Origin of the sequence: Sphingobacterium spiritivorum (assembly GCF_016725325.1) — a bacterium.
In the GTDB taxonomy this organism is placed as follows: domain Bacteria; phylum Bacteroidota; class Bacteroidia; order Sphingobacteriales; family Sphingobacteriaceae; genus Sphingobacterium.
In genome coordinates, this window is sequence record NZ_CP068083.1 from 4,744,003 (window position 1) to 4,763,316 (window position 19,314).

The window sequence follows — 19,314 nt, forward strand, 5'->3', positions numbered from 1 at the left end:
ATAATTATAAAATACAGTTAACGTTAACCAAAAAAGAAATGGAACAGACCTATACCCTGAAAAGAACAAACTCAGACAACCTGGATTTTCAAAAATTGGTACTTGAACTTGATAAAGACTTAGCTATTAAAAATGGAGAAACAAATACTTTCTTTGCTCAATACAATAAAATTGACTCTATCCAGTATGTAGTAGTGGCTTATGAAGCAGACAAAGCAGTGGGGTGCGGAGCAATAAAGGAGTATGGAAAAGGTATTATGGAAGTTAAAAGAATGTTCGTCCCTGTTGAGATGCGTGGCAAGGGCATTGCAGGGAAAGTATTGGAGGAATTACAGCTTTGGGCTAAAGAATTGGGCTATAGAAAATGTATTCTGGAAACAGGTGACAAAATGATTGAGGCTATTGGTTTATATAAGAAAAACCATTTTAAAGTCATTCCGAACTATGGACAATATACAAATACGAAGAGCAGTATTTGTTTTGAAAAGGGAATTTAAGTAAAGGAAAAACTCTCCCGTCAGCTTGCTTTAACGTGAACCAAGTGATACAATTGATCGCTTGCACCGAATTCCAAACCCATATCTAAAATAAAAACAGGCCTGAGGTTTTGCTCAGGCCTGTTTTACAAAGAATGGGCTGTTAGCTTAAATGTGAGCGTAACATCCAGGCCATCTTTTCGTGCTGCTCCAATAAAGCTGTTACGAAATCTGAACTTCCGCTATCTCCGTATTTTTCTTCAAATTCATCTACCAGTCCGCGGATATACATAATAATTGATTCATGGTCACCCAACAATTCTTTCATATAGGTCTTGCTGTCATTTTTACCATGCGTAGATTCTGATAAATGCGCTATTTCCAGATATTGTTTCATTGTTCCTACCGCATAATGTCCCAATGAACGTATACGTTCTGCAATATCGTCGATTGTTTCAGAAAGTTGATTGTATTGTTCCTCAAAAAACAAATGAACCGCATGAAAATCACTTCCCTCAATATTCCAGTGTGCATTTCTGGTTTTGACATATAATACGGTTTCATCAGCTAATAAAATATTCAATGCCTGAGCTACTTTTTCTAAGTGCTCACTTTTAATTCCAATATTAGTTTTCATGATAATGATATTTGATAAATTATTAAATTAATTCTATTATTTCCAATCACTTGCATCATCCAGCTTCTCCATAGATTCAGGACTAAGTTGTAATTGCACGGCTGAAACAAATGGCTCTAGATGATTTTCCCTGGTTGCACTGACAATCGGAGCCGCTACAGATGGTCTTGCGATCAGCCAGGCCAAAGCCACAGCCGTAGAAGTTGTTTTATATGCATCAGCGACCTCTTCCAGAGCTGCAACAATACGTTTGCCACGCTCGTTCCAATACTGTTTTTTAACGCCCTCACTTCTTGCCGATTGATTAAAATCCGCATCACTCTTGTATTTGCCCGTTAGAAAGCCACTAGCCAGAGAGTAATAAGTCAGTACACCCAACTGTTGCTCTAGCGCAAGTTGTTCATATTGTGTCTCATACTTTTCTCTAGAAAAGAGATTATACTCCGGCTGCAGAGTCTGATACCGTGGTAAGTGTTGCTGCCCGCTAACCTGTATGGACTCCAATATACGTTGTGCGGACATATTAGAGGTTCCAATCCATCTTACTTTACCAGCTTTTACCAACTGCTCATATGCTTCCAGTGTTTCTTCTACAGGAATACTTTCATCATCATAATGGGTCTGGTAAAGATCAATATAATCAGTCTGCAATCTTTTTAAGGAAACATCTACCTGCTCCAGAATATGTTGCTTAGATGTATTAGGCTTTGGGTTTCCGGGAAAAGTCCCTCCTACTTTTGTCATCAGTACAATTTTATCTCTGTTGCCGCTCTTCTTCAGCCAGTTTCCGATAATGGTTTCGGATTCCCCTCCTGTATTCCCCGGTACCCAGTGCGAATACTGATTGGATGTATCAACAGCATCAAATCCTTTATCCAGATAAGCATCTAAAATATCAAATGACTGCTTTTCATCTAATGTCCAGCCAAATACATTGCCTCCGAAAACCAAAGGAACGATTTCCAGATCAGACTGGCCTAATCTTACTTTTCTCATATATGCGATTGCTTTATTATAGTACAATCAATATCGGGATTTGTTTGCTTTTCGATATGATCTGATTGTCAAAATTTTCTTTGTTTACAATATCGTGAAGAATGTTTTTAGGATTTATTACCTTTGCCACTTCAAAAGATATAGCAGTCAGCGGATTATGGGAAAACCCGAATTTCTTCATTATTTCAGTCAGGATATACAGGGTATTCCAGTTCCGGAAAAGTTTACTTTTCCTTTCTGCTATGAACCGCATGCACTGAGTATAATTGCCAGTGGCGAATTACAGCATTATCTGCAACATCAGTCTGAATGGCAGCATAATTTCGGACTAGGAAATTCATCCGATCAACAGGTAATCGGCAAGATGTTTGGCGTACTGGTCGTAACAGATTCGTCCGGAACTCCCGGATATCTGTGCGCCTTTTCCGGTAAACTGGCCGGTACCAATGCTCATAAACATTTTGTTCCTCCTGTATTCGACATGTTGCAGAAGGACAGTTTCTTTCTGCTGGAAGAAGAAGAGATCAATGAAATAAACCGACAGATAGCAACACTTGAACAGGATGAACTTCTGACGCAATTAAAAACAGACCTGCAAGCTGTAACCCGATCTGCTGAAGAATCTATTTCACACTTCAAACAACAGCTTAAAAAATTAAAAGAAGAACGGAAACAGATCCGTACGATACAGACCGAAGTTCTCTCAGCAAGTGATTTTCAACTATTAGAGGCCGATCTGATTAAACAGTCTCTTCGGGATAAACACGAGTTGGCTGTCCTGCAGAAAGACTGGAAGTCGAGGATCACAGAGATACAGGAGCAACTGGATAATTATCATGGTCGTATATCTTTGCTTAAAGAAGAAAGAAAAGCTAAATCAGCGTTATTACAAACCCGGCTTTTCGAACAATATTTATTCCTAAATAAAAAAGGAGTATCCAAAGATATCCGTTCCATATTTGAGCAATTTAATCAATCGGTTCCCCCTGCAGGAGCGGGTGAGTGTGCAGCTCCAAAATTGTTGCAGTATGCTTTTCTGCATCAGCTAACACCTGTTGCCATGGCCGAATTTTGGTGGGGAGATTCTCCGGCATCTGAAATAAGAAAACATAAGAACTATTATCCGGCATGTAAAGGAAAGTGTGAACCTATTCTGTCACATATGCTGGATGGCATGATACTCGAAGATAATCCATTACTTGAAGCCCCAAAAGCGCAATCTGATTTAGAGATCTTATACGACGATGAAGATATTGCTGTAGTCAATAAGCCAGCTGAGTTCTTATCCGTTCCGGGTATTCATATACAGGACTCTGTATACACCCGTATGCAAACCGCATTTCCAGAGGCAACAGGGCCTATTATTGTACATCGGCTGGATATGTCTACCTCAGGTATTCTGCTGATTGCTAAACATAAAGATGCACATAAGTTTATCCAGCAGCAGTTTATCAATCACAGTATTGAAAAACGCTATGTTGCACTTCTGGATGGTATAGTAGCAGAAGATGAAGGAATTATTGATCTGCCTCTTCGCCTGGATCTGGATGACAGACCGAGACAGATGGTATGTTATGAATATGGCAAGAAGGCAATAACAAAGTTTCAGGTACTATCCCGTGTAAATGGACAAACAAAGATTCTGTTTTTCCCGGTCACAGGACGTACGCATCAACTTCGTGTACACGCTGCTCATCTGCTGGGATTGCATAAGCCAATTGTCGGAGACGATCTCTATGGCACCAAATCAAACAGACTTCATTTGCATGCTGCATACCTATCATTTGTACATCCGCGCACAAAAAAAACAGTCATTTTTGAAACAAAAGCACCTTTTTAAAGCTGACTAGAAGGTTTAATTAGTCAGAATTTTGTCAATTATTTGACCATTTTTTAACCTAAGTCCCTCAGGATCTATTGTTAACGCAATTTTGTATATTCTTATTATTTTTAAGACGTATAGACACTTACTTTTCTGTTAATAATTATTTAATTTTGCAATGTTTATTAGAACATTTAAACATTTTGATTAAAAAGTCAAAAGTTTAGTTTTAGTAAATCGAACAAACTAGAGACTAATGAAAACTACTATAAGTGAAATATTTACTAAACAAATCTGGAAGGGTTTACTCTTTGTGCTATTGACATTTATGAGCACAACTTCCGTATTTGGTCAGCAAGTCATGCTGAAAGGTAAAGTATTGGATATTGTGACTCGTAAACCTATAGATTACGCGACCATTGCCGTTATAGGAGCTCCAGCGGGAAACAGCACATCAACGGACAGCCGCGGTGAATTCAGCTTAAAAATCGATGGAAGTTATACTAAATTCAGGGTTACCTATGTCGGGTACGAATCACAGGATATCCTGATCAATCCGACCAATTCGGATAATATCACCATTAATCTTGTTCCGGAAGAAAATGTTCTGGAAGAAGTAGTGGTCAAAGCGAAGAAAGCAAAATACAGGAATAAAGATAATCCAGCTGTAGAATTGATTCGCAAGGTCATCGATAATAAAGAAAAAAACAGATTAGAAGCTCAGGATTATGCTGAATTTCAACAATATGAGAAGATCTCCATGGCACTCAGCAATCTGTCTGAAAAATTTAAAAACAGAAAAATATTCAAGCAATATCAATTTTTATTTGAAAAAGATGATTCTGTAAAAAATGAAAACAGATATGTATTACCGGCTTATATAGAAGAGAAATTATCTCAGGTATACCAACGCAGAAGTCCCAAAAAGACTAAACAATTTGTTATTGCAGAGCAAAAGGCTCAGTTTGATCCTAAATTTGTAGATAATAACGGTCTGAGTAACTACTTCAACAGACTTTACGAAAACATTGATATTTACGACAATAACATTTCATTGTTGACCAATCAGTTTTTGAGTCCGATTGCCGGTTCATCCCCTACTTTTTATAAATTTTTTATTACGGATACGATCAAGACGGAATCTCCATATCTGGTTGAATTGAGCTTCTTCCCCCGTAATAAAGCGGATATGTTATTTAAGGGAAAATTATATATCACTTTAGATGGTAACTATGCTGTACGTAAAGCGGAATTAACCGTTGCTGATGGCATTAACCTGAATTTTGTAAGGGATATGGCTATCGATCTGGACTTCAGCAAAGATAAGAGTGGCCGTTTCTTTCTGACCAGCAGCTCGCTGGCTATGGATTTTGCATTATCAGAAAAAGGCACCGGTATCCGCGGACAGCGCACCGTTTCCTATACCGACTTTAAGACCGGTATTGTGCAACCAGACAGTATATATCAGGGTCCTGATGTCGTGATTGTCAATGAAGGCAAAAAAGGTACACAAGCATTTGATGAACAATACTGGAGCACACACCGCCCTGTAGCCCTAAAGAAGAATGAATCGGTGATCTATCATAATATAGATACGTTACAAATGATGCCATCTTTCAAACGGTTTATGGATATAGCAGCTCTTGTGCTTTCAGGATACAAGCAGGCTGGCCCGGTAGAAATTGGTCCGGTCAATACGTTCTACAGTTTCAATCCGGTAGAAGGTTTGAGGCTACGTGTTGGGGGACGTACAACAGAAGCTTTCAGTAAACGTTTCTATGCGGAGTCTTATGCTGCATATGGTTTTAAAGATGAAAAGTGGAAGTATTTTATCAGCGGAACATATTCACTGAATAATAAATCAGTGTATTCATTCCCGATGCATTATATCCGCGCATCCTTTCAGAGAGACACCAAAATTCCGGGACAAAATCTGGAATTTATTCAGGAAGACAACTTTTTATTGTCTTTCAAACGCGGAGAGAATGAACGTTACCTGTATAATGATATCTATCGTTTAGAATACAAAAGAGAATTCGACAATAACTTATCTTACACAGTTGGTTTTAGTAAATGGAAACAACAGCCAGCCGGTATTCTGACCTACCAGATGCTGGATGAAAACGGAAATTCAAAACTGTTTAACGAGTTAAATACAACTGAGATCTCTGTGGGCTTACGTTGGGCTCCAAAAGAACAATATTATCAGGGTAAGCTGTACAGAACTCCAATATTTAACAAGTACCCTATTTTCACGCTGAACTATACGGGTGGAGTGAAAGGCTTGCTTGATGGAGAATACAACTATCACAACTTTACAGGAGGCGTATTTAAACGTTTCTATCTTTCACAACTGGGGTATGCAGATGTAAATCTTGAAGGAACTTATATTGCCGGAAATGAAATTCCATTCCCGTTACTGACTATACACAGAGCGAATCAGACCTATGCATATCAGTTAAATTCATTCAACCTGATGAACTTTATGGAGTTTGTAAGTGATCATTCAGCTTCCACTAATATTCAGTATTATATGAATGGTTTTATTCTGAATAAAATTCCATTGGTCAAAAAATTAAAATGGAGAGAAGTATTCAGTTTCAAAGCGGTGTATGGAGGTTTACGTAATGAAAACAACCCGGACATCACCAATAAGGTATTTACATTCCAGAAGAATGAGGATAATGTTCCTATTTCTTACACCTTCGCAGATGGACGCCCTTATATGGAGGCCAGTGTAGGTTTGTACAATATATTTAAGATCTTACGTGTAGATGCTGTAAAACGTCTCAACTATCTGGATCATCCGGATGCACCAAGTTGGGGAATCAGAGCACGTATTAAATTTGATTTTTAGCCGTATCTATATATTTTTTATATTTAGTTTTCTAGTTAAGGGGAGTTTGCAAAAACTTCCCTTTTTTATTGGCCGAGTGAATAAAAATTTCTAAATTTAAATAACTATTGTATAAACCATTGAATATAAACAAAAAAGACATTGTTATTGAGGCTCAAATGCTTGTCCGCCGACCTGTCGGGGATGTATTTATGGCTTTTATTGATCCGGAGATAACCCGTCATTTTTGGTTTACATCCGGTAGTTCTATTCTTGAAAAAGGCAAGACTGTAGTCTGGACATGGGAAATGTACGGAGTATCTGCAGAAGTAGAAGTACTGGATATTCTCACAAATGACAAAATAAGTGTTCTATGGGGTGAGCCCCGCACGCATATAGATTTTCTCTTTCAACCTGTCAGCCCGGAAAGTACATATGTACGCATCCGGAATTATGGTTTTGAAGTCTTAGAAGATGAGCAATTGATCTCCTTTCTGACAGACTCTACCGGTGGATTTACGACTGTTGTAGATGGATTGAAAGTATATATGGAACAAGGCATCAATCCCGGGTTGATTGCAGACAAATTTCCTGTCGGACATTAGTCGCAAATAACCTCTGCATACGTATTGTTTTAAAAAACCGACACTTTTTCCCTATGAAAGTGATCAATAACTAATATAAACTAATATACAGTCGTTATGGCAAAAGTACATCATTACCTTAATTTTGACGGTCAGGCCGAAAATGCATTTAATTTTTACAAATCAGTATTTGGAGGAGAATTCAGGTCTTTTATGCGGTATCAGGACATGCCTTCTCATGAAGAAATACCAGATGAAATCAGTAACAGAGTACTGCATGTGGTACTTCCGATCAGCAAACATTTTGTGCTGATGGGTGCTGACGTGCATGACGACTATGGCTCAGCAATCAACAGAGGTAACAATTCATTTATTCTGCTGGCAGCAGATTCATCTGAAGAAGCATTACGGTTGTACAAAGGCTTATCGGAGGGAGGAGAAGTTGAAATGCCTATGGAAGAAACATATTGGTCACAATTATACAGTTCATTCAAGGACAAGTACGGAATATGCTGGATGATCAACTATGACGGCAGCAAACTGGATCGCTGGGGACAGTAACCCACTCCGGATAACAATCCAATAGCACCGGACTTTAATCCGATGCTATTGGAATGTTAGGTATAATGTACCAGTGAAATAATATCATGATTAAAACGGGTCAATCTGCCCTGACTATGTAGAAAATCCAGACTGATTACAAAACTAAAACCAGCTACCTGACCACCTAGCTTTTCAATCAGCTTACTGGCTGCCACTACTGTACCACCTGTAGCTAACAGATCGTCATGGATTAAAATATGCTGCCCTGCCTCAAATGCATCCTCATGTACTTCTATCGTCGCTTGTCCGTATTCGAGCGCATACGATTCGGAAATCGTATTATAGGGTAATTTACCTTGTTTGCGGATTGGAATAAAAGGAAGGTTAAGCCGGGTTGCCAGCATCATACCAAAAAGAAATCCCCTGCTCTCTATTCCCGCTATTGCATCGATTCGTTTTCCTTCCAGCCGTTGTACAAAAGCTTCTACAACTTCCTTACAAAGTTCTGCATCTTTCAGTATGGGTGTGATATCTTTAAAAACTATACCGGGTTTTGGAAAGTCTTCAATATCCCGGATTACTTCTCTCAATCGTTGTTCTATCATCTGATAAGCTAAAATTTCAAATAAGGTTCAAGTTTACGTAAAAAATCTTCATCAAGCAGAAGTACTGCTCTTAAATCATTTATATTTTTATAATTTCCGTGCTGTTTACGGTAGTTCACAATAGCTGAAGCCTGCTTATAGCTTATGTAGGGATGTTTGGCAAGCTCCGCTGCCGTAAGTATATTCAGCTCCAGTTGTCTGATATCAGTATTACCAATCTTCAATAAACTTTCGATTATTTTATATCGTTCACTGTCCATACCATATACTTCCCCCACCTGCTCAATTGCATAGAATCCTCCAAGAGCATCTCTGAATTTGACTATCCGCCGGGCATATGAAGGTCCTATTCCTTTTAATGATATCCAGGCCGTAGTATCTGCTGTATTGATATCTATACCGGCTGTGTTTACATTATTTTGAAACATTCCGGGATATTGGACTGCTGTCTTTGAAGTAGTAGTGCGGGGTGCTGATGAACCATCTGCGATATGTATGTATGCTTCTACCCGTGCATAATCTGACTCTTTAATAGTATATATTTTACGTAAATCTTCCTTTTTATAAAATTTACCTCCTTTAGCGGTATAATTCAGTATCATACGGATCTGATAATCTTTGAAGCCTAATTTTTTCCATTCGGTGGCAGAGAGTTGATTAGGATCGAAGTTAAAATAGGAAACAGGATTCAGATCTGCGGATCGGGAAGAATAATCTACTTTGGAATTTAAGGATTCCCCATTATTGATTTCCGCATTCTCTTCATCAAAAACATGAAGCTGGTAATAGACAGGAGCTGGTCTATAAATTAAATTCCAAACAAGGGGACTGATTGTGACTAATACAATCAGTATAAGCAATACAAAAAAACCGTTTTGCTCTGCTCTGCTTAGTTTAAAAAAATAAAATAGCTTATTCATATTCCATTTTTAACAGTATCACATTAAAAAAGAAATAGGAATAAGCCTGGTAAAGCGTCTCTTAATTAAGCTTATCCTTATCTACTTTTTCAACTTTACTTTTATCTTTTAGTGTTTTTGAAATCGCATTAAATGGTCTGGATACAACTTCCTGATCTTTTTTCAGTCCGGATAAGATGATAATATTATTATCGTCCTGAATACCTGTTTTCACTTCAACCATATTGACCTCAGTTCCGTTTACGACAAATACGTACTCTTTAGCTCCTGCATTTTCAGTGGCAGCAGCCTTTTTAGTTTTATCATCTTTATTCGCAGAGTCCTCCCCTTTTGGTTCGTCAGATTTGATCTCCTCGGTACGGATCGTAACCGATTGAATCGGCACCACCAATCCGGAAGCTGTTTTCGTTCTGATCTGAACTGTAGCTGAAAGTCCCGGTCTGAATGGAGATGGGTTCTTCAGATTATTATTCAGGATATCAGCATATGAATCTGGAGAGATTCTTACTTTCACATTAAAGTTTGTGACCTGCTCTGCTGTAGATGCAGCGGTAGTAGTGGCAGCACTTTTGGATGAGCTCGCTATTTCAGTTACGACTCCTACAAATTTGCGGCCTTGAAAAGCATCTACTTCAATATCTGCCTGGTCTCCCAGTTTTACTCTGTTGATATCATTTTCATTAACGTCCACATTCACTTCCATTGATGACATATTCGCTATACGCATAATTTCAGTACCCGCCATTTGTGCTGTTCCCACCACACGCTCTCCCAATTCTACGGACAATAAAGAAATTACACCGTCCGAAGGAGCGTAGATAGTTGTTCTCGCCAGGTTATCACCCGCCTGTTTGACCGATGCCTGCGACTGATCTATCCCATATCGGGTAGCACGTACGCTCTGTCTCTGTGCTTCAATAGAAGCAAGTGCACTGCGATAATCGGCTTCTGCTTTGTCCATTTCGGCTGCGGATATTACACGCTTTTTAAAAAGTTCCTGATTTCTTTTAAAAGTGGCTTCCGTATTGACAAAATTAGCCTCCTGTTGTTTTAACTGTTGTTGAGAAGAAGCTAATGTTGCACGTTGTATATTTAATGAAGCGACTGCCTGATCAAAACCAGACTGAAGGATATCGGGTTTTACACGACACAATACTTGTCCTTTCTTTACGACATCTCCTTCCTTTATATTCAGTTCAATGATCTCCCCTGATACTTCCGAACTCAGTTTGACTTCAAATTCGGGCTGGATTTTACCGCTGGCAGATACCAGTTCATGAACAGTTCGCTCCTGAACTTTATCCACCGCAACCTTGATTACATTACCATCACCAAACCATCCCAATTTATTGCCGGCAACAAATACGACGAGAATTACCACTGCCGCAATTACAAGAATGAGAGGAAGTCTATTTTTTTTCTTAGCCATTTATCGTTAATAATAAGTTTTGCAATTAAAATTTTATTGGATTGCCAATATAGTAATCTATTACTTTTTCCTTGAATACGGATGTATATTTAGCCTGAATCATATCAAATTCAGCCTTATTCATTTTCGTTTGTGCAGTAGACAGTTCCATCGCATTCGCCATTCCTACATCATAGCGTTCTTTAATGACTTCATATGCTTCTTTTGCTGTTACAAAAGCAGTTTCTGAAGATACAAATTGCTGACGTGCAGCTTTCAGATCCAATACAGCCTGATTAATTGTTTTATTCAGATTCCGCTTCACCAGATCTTCCTGATTTTGTGCCTGTAATCTGCCAATCTTAGCTTTAGCTACAGCTGTCTTTGTTCTTCTGTTATTAAAGATCGGAACATTCAGCGACAAGCCTGCTGAGAATGATTTATTCTGATCCAATTGTTCTCCGAAAGGCATCCGTATAAATTGCGGATTCATAGGATCCAATGTATTAGGATCGACTTTTTTAGCATTGGAAGAATAGTTTGTTCCATAGCCTGTCGAGATCGACACGGTAGGATAATACCCACCTTGTGCAATCTCTATATTCTTTTCAGCTACCTGAGTATTAATCTGTGCCTGTTTAATATCCGGCTGCGTATCCAGAGCACGGGAAAATACATTCCGGGCGTCATAAGATGTGGCTTCAGATATTAAAGCTGATATATCAGGTTTAACAAGTGAGATAATGGTATCACCAGGCATTTCCATAAGCTGCTTCAGCTCCAGCATAGATAATTCGTATGCATTATTCGAGTTAAGCATATTTAATTCGTCTGTAGCTACCTGATTTTTGGCCTGAGAAAGATCCGCCAGTGTCTTATTGCCAACTTCAAACTGGATAGAATCCGTACGTAGCTGTTCTTTAGAAAGTTTCAGCTGTTGTTTACTGGCTTCATACAGTTCATTGTTTGTAATCGCCTGCAGGTAATTGGTGAGTACAGACAGAATAAGATCATTCTTTGCTTTTTCTACAGCCGTTGCATCAGATAGCAATTGAAGTTTATTAGCTTTCACCTGATTTACAAGTTGAAATCCCTGAAATACAGCATAAGATGAAGATATCTGAGCATTCGCATTATGATTCCATTGCCCCCGAACAACATTACCGCTGACCTGGTCAAATCCAAAACCATAATTATTACTCTGACTACCACTCAGACTAAGATTCGGGTAAAGGTTGCCCTTTGCCTGCGACACATCCTGTTCTGTCAGCTGCCTTCTGTATTCTGCCTCCTTTATTTGCAGATTACGCTCCAAAGTCAGCTTAATAGCCTCTTGAACAGTAATATTGCTCTGCGCCTGGCAAAATGTTGCCAATGATAAGCATGCCCCCAAAAGTAGGTAGTTGGTCAATTTTTTGGCCATTCTTCTATTAAAATGTTATGATTTCATAAATTTGGTATAATTATTTGAATTTCACAACATGTATTTAGTTAAAGCACCATTTTTTCTGAAGTGGTATTATCCGAACAATATTTTATGGAACAAATCCAGAGAAGAGAAAAAACTGTATTTAACATTTGACGATGGCCCTATCCCGGAGATAACACCTTTCATTCTGGATACCTTAAAGGCTTTTGATGTCAGAGGCACCTTCTTTTGCGTGGGAGAAAATATTGTAAAATATCCTGAAATCTATGATCGTATCCTTGCAGAAGGACATCGCGTAGGCAATCACACCTACAACCATCTGAAGGGATGGAATACGCCGGACAAGGAATATCTCGAAAACATCAGTAAGTGTCAGCAACTGATGGATACAGATCTTTTCAGACCTCCGTACGGACGTCCCAAAAGAAGTCAGCTTCGGCAGTTAAAACAATACCAGGTTGTCATGTGGGATGTTCTTTCCGGTGATTTTGATCTGGAACTGACACCTGAAAATTGCCTTAAAAACGTTTTAAAGTATACAAAAAATGGCTCTGTCATTGTCTTTCACGACAATATCAAAGCCATTCCAAGAGTTACTTATGCCCTGCCTAAAACGTTGGAACATTTTACTGCGCTAGGGTATACGTTTCATACTTTATAAGTTTATTCAATAATGGTTGAATATTCTTTAGCACTGCTGGTACTAAAGTATCCAAGTGCACCATTTGTAATATTTGATGTAGGATTGGCAGGTGATGCTGATCCCGGGTTGGTGAGTTGAAATTCATTCCAGTATTTGTACACACCTTTGTCTATACATTGTCTGCGAATGACGACCTCATCACCTGTAACAAGATCATTGTCTTCATTGGCAATATCATGAGAAACGGATAATCCATCATTGAATTTATCACTTAATACGGCTGCGAATTCCATTTTTTTCTTATTCACCGAGATCAGGTAGCGGTAATAGTTTTCTACTCCCACAGGATCGGTGAATGTAAAGACCACATATTTATATGTATCTCCGAAAATCTCTTCCTGCTTAAGTCCGAATTTTTCAACCTCTACATAGGGTGGCACTGATGATACACTTTCATATACCTCTCCATCAACTGTTACGCTAAGTTTGTACGATCGTCCAACTCTCAGTTGCAGATTTCGGACTATGTAAATCCCATTTTCGTCGCTTAACTGAAAAGTATAGGTTCTTCCTCCCACTTCTGTCACCTGCACAGTAGCATTATTCACCGGAATACTGTTTGTCGGCTCATTAAAGGCTATTGTCTTACTCACTCTTATCTGGTGCTGATCGGAAAGATTACTTAGATCCCCGACAATTACAATCTTAGGACTGGCATCATTAAGATTTATATCAATCTTATCTTCACAGGAAACCAGCAAAACACTAAACAACAATACGATATAATATATTCTTTGCATGATATTAAAATTTAAAGTCCCAGGTAATAGATGGAATAGCTCCGAATAATGCAATCCGATACGCTTCTGTGATATTCGAATTATCTTCATTCTCTCTGAAGTCTATGATGTAAGCATTTTTACGGTTGTAAGCATTATAAACACCGAATGACCAGCTGGAATAATACTTTTTACCCGGGCGTTTACGTGAATAGGTAGCAGAAAGATCAAGCCTGTGATAAGCCGGCATGCGGTATCCGTTTCTTTCTGTGTAGTAAAACATTGTGCGGCCATCTACTTCATATTTACCACTTGGGAATGTAATGGCATTACCCGTGTTATATACAAATGTAGCGCCTAATGTCCATTTCTTACTCAATTGATATATACCTACGACGGATACATCGTGTGTACGGTCTTGTCTGGCATTGAACCAGGATCCGTTATTAATCTCGTCAAACTGACGCTCACTTTTGGACAAGGTATAGCTGATCCATCCGTTGAAGCGGCCTTCTCTTTTCCTCAGGTACCATTCCAGTCCGTACGCTCTTCCCTCTCCATATAACAACTCTCCTTCCAGGTATTTATTCGCCTGCAGATCTGCCCCATTTCTGAAATCGATCTGATTTCCCATTTGCTTATAATATGCTTCTACGGAAAACTCATAGGCGTTATCCTTGAAATTTCGGAAATATCCGAATGCGCCCTGATTAGCATACTGAGGTTTGATATTTGCACTGCTTAACACATATTGATCGGTAGGCAGGCTTGATGTCGTATTCGTCAGCTGATGCAGATTTTGTGTAATACGGTTAAATGATAGTTTTAGGCTTTGTTTTTCATTCAGCTTATAAGACATCGATAATCTGGGCTCCAGATTAAGGTACTGTTTGATGACTTTGTTATCTCCATAGGTATTACTTCCGATTGGTTCTCCTTCTTCATCATAGTTGTAGAAGGTACCTGGACCTAACACGAAAAAGTCTGATAACCGCAGACCATAAATCATAGAAAGTCTGTCCGTAGGTTTCCACTCATGTGAAAAATAAGCAGATGCATCAAGCCCTTTACGAGGCTCAATAAAGATAGAGTTGACTTCCGAACCTCCTGTAGCATTCAGACTCGCGGGAGATATTTTTTGATAAAGCAAATGAACACCAAATTTGAATGTATTCTTAGGATTGGTAAAATATTGGAAATCCTCCTTAAAATTCCAGTTATTGATCTTTGAGGCAATTTTAAAATCATTATTGTCACTGCTTACATTAACATTATAATTAAAATTACTGTAAATCAAGGATGTATTACTGAATAGTTTATCATTAATTACATTATTCCAGCGAACGGTGGCTGTCGCATTACCCCAATCAAAACTGAATTTATCCGAATAACCGAGTTCGTCTTTTCCAAAATATCCGGAAACGTAAATGGTATTTTTATCATTCAGTTTATAATTAGCTTTGGCATTCAGATCATAAAAATAAAGTTTACTTTTTTTAGCATCCTCATCGTTTGATAGTTTCAGGAACATATCTGCATACGTTCTTCTTCCACTGATCATAAATGAACTTTTGTCTTTTATAATCGGAGCTTCTACTTTCAACCGGGAAGCGATAAGTCCTATCCCTCCTTCCATACTGAATTCTTTGCTGTTTCCGTCTAACATGGTAATATCCATTACAGAAGAAATACGTCCTCCATATTGAGCAGGAATTCCACCTTTGTAAAGTTCTACGTCTTTTATAGCGTCAGAATTGAATGTAGAGAAAAAGCCCAAAAGGTGAGAGGAGTTATATACCGTCGCCTCGTCCAGTAGGATAAGATTCTGGTCTCCGCCCCCGCCACGTACGTAGAAATTAGCACTTCCTTCTCCTCCGGATGCAACACCCGGCAACAACTGAAATGTTTTTAAGATATCCTTTTCACCAAAAACGACAGGAATATTACGGATTTCGGAAGTATTAAATTTGAAACTTCCCATCTGCGGGCTTTCTACATTACTGTTTTTCTTACGGGCAGAAACGACGACTTCTTCCAGTTCATTCTGATTAGGAATCAATTCGACATTTCTCTTCATGTTATCATTAATAGTGACAACTTCTTCAATAATAGTATATCCGACATAACGAAATGTCAGTTTATGCTGTCCTGCAGGAAGGCTTAACGCATAATAACCGTAATTGTTGGTTCGTGCTATAAATTTTGGGTCTTCACCCTGTACAATGGCACCAATCAAGGTCTCTCCTGTACTGCTATCCCGTATAAATCCACTGATCGTATACGTATTTTGTGCCACGCACACTTTTACTACAAATAAAAAAATGAGAAGGGCTGATATTCTTGGAAACATAGTGTCATAAATCTTTCAGCCGGTAAAAATAGCATAAAATACCGATAAAACAATCTGACAGTCAATGTTTATTTTCTGTTAAGTTTATTGTTAATCTGTAATTTGCACTATAATTTACTCAAAGATTAATATTTACAACCTAAACACAGCTAAGCATCTATTTTCATTTATATTCCATAACCAAAAACTAATAATCAAGTCTTAAATCGAAAGCTTCGGTGTAGATTTTTCTGATTAATGTTAGCATCAGACATCTTCATAGACCATCAGAAAAAAATATTAGAGATGTAACAATTCCATATCATTCTTCGGCAGTAAATAGGTTATTCATGGATTATTTTATTTTTGGTGTTGACTATTGCCATTCTTTAGCTACAACACTATGAAAACTATATTTACTGCAGTTTCAGTTTTACTCCTCATGTTTAGTGCGACACCATCAGCTGCACAATCTGCGTCTTCGGAAGATCTGGGAGCATGGTATATCCTTATGGGTGATGAAAAGATAGCTAAACGATGGGTATTGAGTTATGACTTTCAGTACCGGAATCAAAATATAATGGGCGATCTCGATCAGTTGCTTTTAAGATCAGGGGTAGGATACGATCTCTCGGAAAACAACAATAATCTTTTACTCGGATACGCTTATGTGCTGCAGGATATAGACGGCCTGCTTCCGGAACAGATTTCTGAACACCGGATTTATCAGCAATTTCTCACTAAACAAAAGTTTGGAAGAGTAGCGCTTAGTCACCGATACCGTTTTGAACAGCGCTTTTTACGAAACCGTACCGATTTGCGGATGCGCTATTTTCTAAGCGTCAATGTCCCGCTTTCTTCACCGGAAATGAAACCCCAAACGTTGTATTTCAGTGCCTATAATGAAGTATTTATCAACATGAAAAAAGATGCTTTTGATCAAAACAGGCTCTATGGCGCTCTTGGTTATGTTGTAAGTCCGAAAATAAGACTGGAAGCAGGTCTGCTCAATCAGCATTTTGGAGAAAGGAAACGTAATCTATTACAGATAAGGATGCTTACTTCCAATATTTTCGCAAATTAAATATTATTTTGATCCTACTTAGAAAAACATGTAACCTCTCTGCCTTTCAGGCATCTCTCCTTGAAAAGGAGAGAAAAGTTAGAGCAACCTTCAAAACAGCGTCATTTGGCGTCCCCGCCAAATGATAAAACCAGAATTATCATACTGCCGGTGAGAACACCGACAGACGCGATCAAGAATACTTATCATCGGGAAAGCTCTTCCCTCTCTTTTATAAGGGAAACCTCTCTGCCCTTCGGGCATCTCTCCTTGAAAAGGAGAGAAAAGTTATAGTAACGCTTCTACAAAACCAATATCACCTCCCATTTAAAAAAGAGGTTATAATAAAAAAACCAGGCCTTAACGGAGTAAGGCCTGGCTTTGAATAAGTTTATAATGTAATTAGTATGGTTTCTCTGTCACAAATATGCATACTATTATTTAAATCAGCAAATTATTTATTCATATCAGACAAAATAATTAAATTTCCTGATGGAAGAACTGATTAAAGAAGGCCATCTGGTAATCAATAGACTGCGACCAGTACTTCCAATCGTGTTTTCCTGGTAATGTAAGGAAATGATGTTCGATATTAAGGTATTGTAACTTTTCATGCAACCTGACATTTACAGGGTAGAAAAAATCTCCGTAACCGCAGTCGATAAACAATTTCAGGCTTCCCGGAGTAAGCAGATGCGTCATTTCAATAACTGATCTTTTTCTCCATTCTTCCGGATTTTGTGCCTGAATACCTATACGCTCTCTTATACTCCAGTTATTTGCAAATGGCAGGATATCTACTCCACCTGAAGTACTGCCTGCAGCACCATAAACATCCTGATGTTTAAATGCCAGAGAAAGAGCACCATGTCCACCCATACTTAATCCTGTAATACCTCTGCCGGAACGGTCTTTACAGGTCGGATACTTACGGTCTATCTCACTGACCAGTTCACCGGATACAAATGTTTCATATTGATAGTTTGGCTGACCTTCGGTATCCCAATACCAGCTGTCATATCCTCCATCCGGACACACTACAATATAATTGTAACGATCGACCAGTTGTTTGATATGGGGAACTTTGTTTACCCAGTTACTGTAACTACCTGACCAGCCGTGCAACAGATACAATACGGGAAGGGATGTACTTTTTTGATAATTATCAGGAAGGATTACGACCGTTTTAATTTTCTTATTCATACGTACACTCTGAATGTCTAATGTATCTACCTGAGCGGCATATGTCAACTGACAAAAAGTAAGAAGTAAAGTCGTCCACAAAATGTGTTTAAGGATTTTGGTCATAGATGTAGAATTTATATTGATAAAGATAAGAACTTAAACCAAAAGGTTGTTCACTAAGCGTATAAAAACAAGTGCCTTCCACGTCAAATGCAATAGCTTCACCCTGAGGTTCGGGACTGTATGGAAGTTTTACAAATGGTTTACTCATGTTCTCCACGACTCCAGTAGCAGAATCCAGCCTCCAGTAATAGACATTCATCAGATTTTTCATAATCAATTGACGTCCGTCACGGGAAATGTCTGCTGCAGTAATAAAATTAAAAGGAAGCTCGCCAACTTTTCGCAGTTGGTTTTTATTTTTCAAGGAATCTCCCAACACATCGGAAACATAAATACCCGTTCGGAAATCGCGCTTTGAAAAGATCATAATCTGATTGTTTTCCGGAAGCACAATAATGGCTTCAGCATCTCTGGCCTTATCGGGATAATGCAATTGAATGTGACGGATCTCTTCTTTAGGAATAACATGTACAAGCCTGGAAGTATCAGCCTTAGGTTCTTTAAACAGATATAAAGAGACAGAAGATCTGTGCGCTAAGTTATCACCAATATCTGCCAGCAACAGATAAGGTTCTCCGCCAATTTTCAGCCATGCGATATCTTCACAATCTACAGCATCTACACCTTCTAATGTGTAAATTACACGAAGTTGAGCTTTATTATCGATTAAGAATATACGTCCTTCGTCTCCGCTATCATTGTGTGTCCAGAAATGCTGTCTGTTAACAGAGGAGGCAACCAAACCTGATGCTTCCTGCATTCTGGAATCTGTAAGTTTTCCAAGAGTGCTTCGATTGATCTGTACAGGTGACTGTTGCCCCTCTATCAGACCACACTTAAAAAACACAAGAATCAGAATCAGGAAACGAAAATGCATATATCCAATATAAGAATTTAAAAATCAACTATAAAAAGAAGGGATACCTTATGGCATCC

Annotated in this window: 17 protein-coding genes; 7 read left to right on the forward strand and 10 right to left on the reverse strand. The window is 38.5% G+C overall.

Translation table 11 applies throughout. The annotated features are described in order from the left end of the window. Window positions 1-38 precede the first annotated feature (38 nt). Window positions 39-497 carry a GNAT family N-acetyltransferase gene (locus I6J02_RS19930; RefSeq protein ID WP_201679510.1) on the forward strand — a complete coding sequence of 153 codons (459 nt, stop codon included), beginning with the start codon at window positions 39-41 and terminating at the stop codon, window positions 495-497. A gap of 142 nt (window positions 498-639) precedes the next feature. Here I6J02_RS19930 and I6J02_RS19935 read toward each other — a convergent pair whose 3' ends face one another. Together I6J02_RS19935 and I6J02_RS19940 are read right to left on the reverse strand one after the other, a co-directional pair. Beyond that, a complete protein-coding gene (locus tag I6J02_RS19935; protein WP_201679511.1) occupies window positions 640-1,113 on the reverse strand; it encodes a Dps family protein in 474 nt (157 codons plus the stop codon). A gap of 36 nt (window positions 1,114-1,149) precedes the next feature. After that, on the reverse strand, window positions 1,150-2,109 hold the full coding sequence (locus I6J02_RS19940; protein ID WP_201679512.1) for an aldo/keto reductase: 960 nt from the start codon (window positions 2,107-2,109) through the stop codon (window positions 1,150-1,152). A gap of 157 nt (window positions 2,110-2,266) precedes the next feature. On the opposite strand from I6J02_RS19940, the gene I6J02_RS19945 reads away from it, so the two are divergent. From I6J02_RS19945 to I6J02_RS19960, 4 genes are all read left to right on the forward strand, one after another. Next, window positions 2,267-3,949 (forward strand): RluA family pseudouridine synthase, encoded by a 1,683-nt coding sequence (locus I6J02_RS19945; RefSeq protein WP_201679513.1) that lies wholly within the window; start codon window positions 2,267-2,269, stop codon window positions 3,947-3,949. Between the two features lie 238 nt (window positions 3,950-4,187). After that, the gene (locus I6J02_RS19950; protein ID WP_201679514.1) at window positions 4,188-6,788 is read left to right on the forward strand and encodes a DUF5686 family protein; all 2,601 of its coding nucleotides are present in this window, start codon (window positions 4,188-4,190) and stop codon (window positions 6,786-6,788) included. Between the two features lie 119 nt (window positions 6,789-6,907). Next, window positions 6,908-7,372: an SRPBCC domain-containing protein gene (locus I6J02_RS19955; protein ID WP_201679515.1), complete on the forward strand. Its 465-nt coding sequence runs from the start codon at window positions 6,908-6,910 to the stop codon at window positions 7,370-7,372. A gap of 96 nt (window positions 7,373-7,468) precedes the next feature. Continuing rightward, window positions 7,469-7,912, forward strand: a complete 444-nt coding sequence (locus I6J02_RS19960) for a VOC family protein (RefSeq protein ID WP_201679516.1) — start codon at window positions 7,469-7,471, stop codon at window positions 7,910-7,912. A gap of 56 nt (window positions 7,913-7,968) precedes the next feature. On the opposite strand, the gene I6J02_RS19965 is transcribed toward I6J02_RS19960, so the two are convergent. From I6J02_RS19965 to I6J02_RS19980, 4 genes are all read right to left on the reverse strand, one after another. After that, window positions 7,969-8,499: an adenine phosphoribosyltransferase gene (locus I6J02_RS19965; RefSeq protein ID WP_201679517.1), complete on the reverse strand. Its 531-nt coding sequence runs from the start codon at window positions 8,497-8,499 to the stop codon at window positions 7,969-7,971. A gap of 8 nt (window positions 8,500-8,507) precedes the next feature. Continuing rightward, a complete protein-coding gene (locus I6J02_RS19970) occupies window positions 8,508-9,419 on the reverse strand; it encodes a helix-hairpin-helix domain-containing protein (protein WP_201679518.1) in 912 nt (303 codons plus the stop codon). Between the two features lie 61 nt (window positions 9,420-9,480). Then, entirely contained in the window at window positions 9,481-10,848 is a 1,368-nt protein-coding gene (locus I6J02_RS19975) for an efflux RND transporter periplasmic adaptor subunit (RefSeq protein WP_201679519.1), read from the reverse strand. Between the two features lie 25 nt (window positions 10,849-10,873). Further along, window positions 10,874-12,250, reverse strand: coding sequence for a TolC family protein (locus tag I6J02_RS19980; protein ID WP_201679520.1), 1,377 nt, complete (start codon window positions 12,248-12,250; stop codon window positions 10,874-10,876). A gap of 58 nt (window positions 12,251-12,308) precedes the next feature. Here I6J02_RS19980 and I6J02_RS19985 point away from each other — a divergent pair, with 58 nt between their 5' ends. Continuing rightward, window positions 12,309-12,917 (forward strand): polysaccharide deacetylase family protein, encoded by a 609-nt coding sequence (locus I6J02_RS19985; RefSeq protein WP_201679521.1) that lies wholly within the window; start codon window positions 12,309-12,311, stop codon window positions 12,915-12,917. A gap of 2 nt (window positions 12,918-12,919) precedes the next feature. On the opposite strand, the gene I6J02_RS19990 is transcribed toward I6J02_RS19985, so the two are convergent. Beyond that, a complete protein-coding gene (locus I6J02_RS19990; protein WP_201679522.1) occupies window positions 12,920-13,699 on the reverse strand; it encodes a DUF4249 domain-containing protein in 780 nt (259 codons plus the stop codon). A 4-nt stretch (window positions 13,700-13,703) separates the two neighbouring features. After that, window positions 13,704-16,028, reverse strand: a complete 2,325-nt coding sequence (locus I6J02_RS19995) for a TonB-dependent receptor (protein ID WP_201679523.1) — start codon at window positions 16,026-16,028, stop codon at window positions 13,704-13,706. Window positions 16,029-16,410: 382 nt separating this feature from the next. On the opposite strand from I6J02_RS19995, the gene I6J02_RS20000 reads away from it, so the two are divergent. Continuing rightward, window positions 16,411-17,091, forward strand: a complete 681-nt coding sequence (locus I6J02_RS20000; RefSeq protein ID WP_201679524.1) for a DUF2490 domain-containing protein — start codon at window positions 16,411-16,413, stop codon at window positions 17,089-17,091. A 459-nt stretch (window positions 17,092-17,550) separates the two neighbouring features. Here the strand turns inward: I6J02_RS20000 and I6J02_RS20005 are convergent, their stop codons facing one another. Further along, window positions 17,551-18,378, reverse strand: a complete 828-nt coding sequence (locus I6J02_RS20005; RefSeq protein WP_201679525.1) for an alpha/beta hydrolase — start codon at window positions 18,376-18,378, stop codon at window positions 17,551-17,553. Further along, window positions 18,362-19,255, reverse strand: coding sequence for a hypothetical protein (locus I6J02_RS20010; RefSeq protein WP_201679526.1), 894 nt, complete (start codon window positions 19,253-19,255; stop codon window positions 18,362-18,364). Before I6J02_RS20010 ends, I6J02_RS20005 begins: the two co-directional genes overlap by 17 nt. Window positions 19,256-19,314 lie beyond the last annotated feature (59 nt).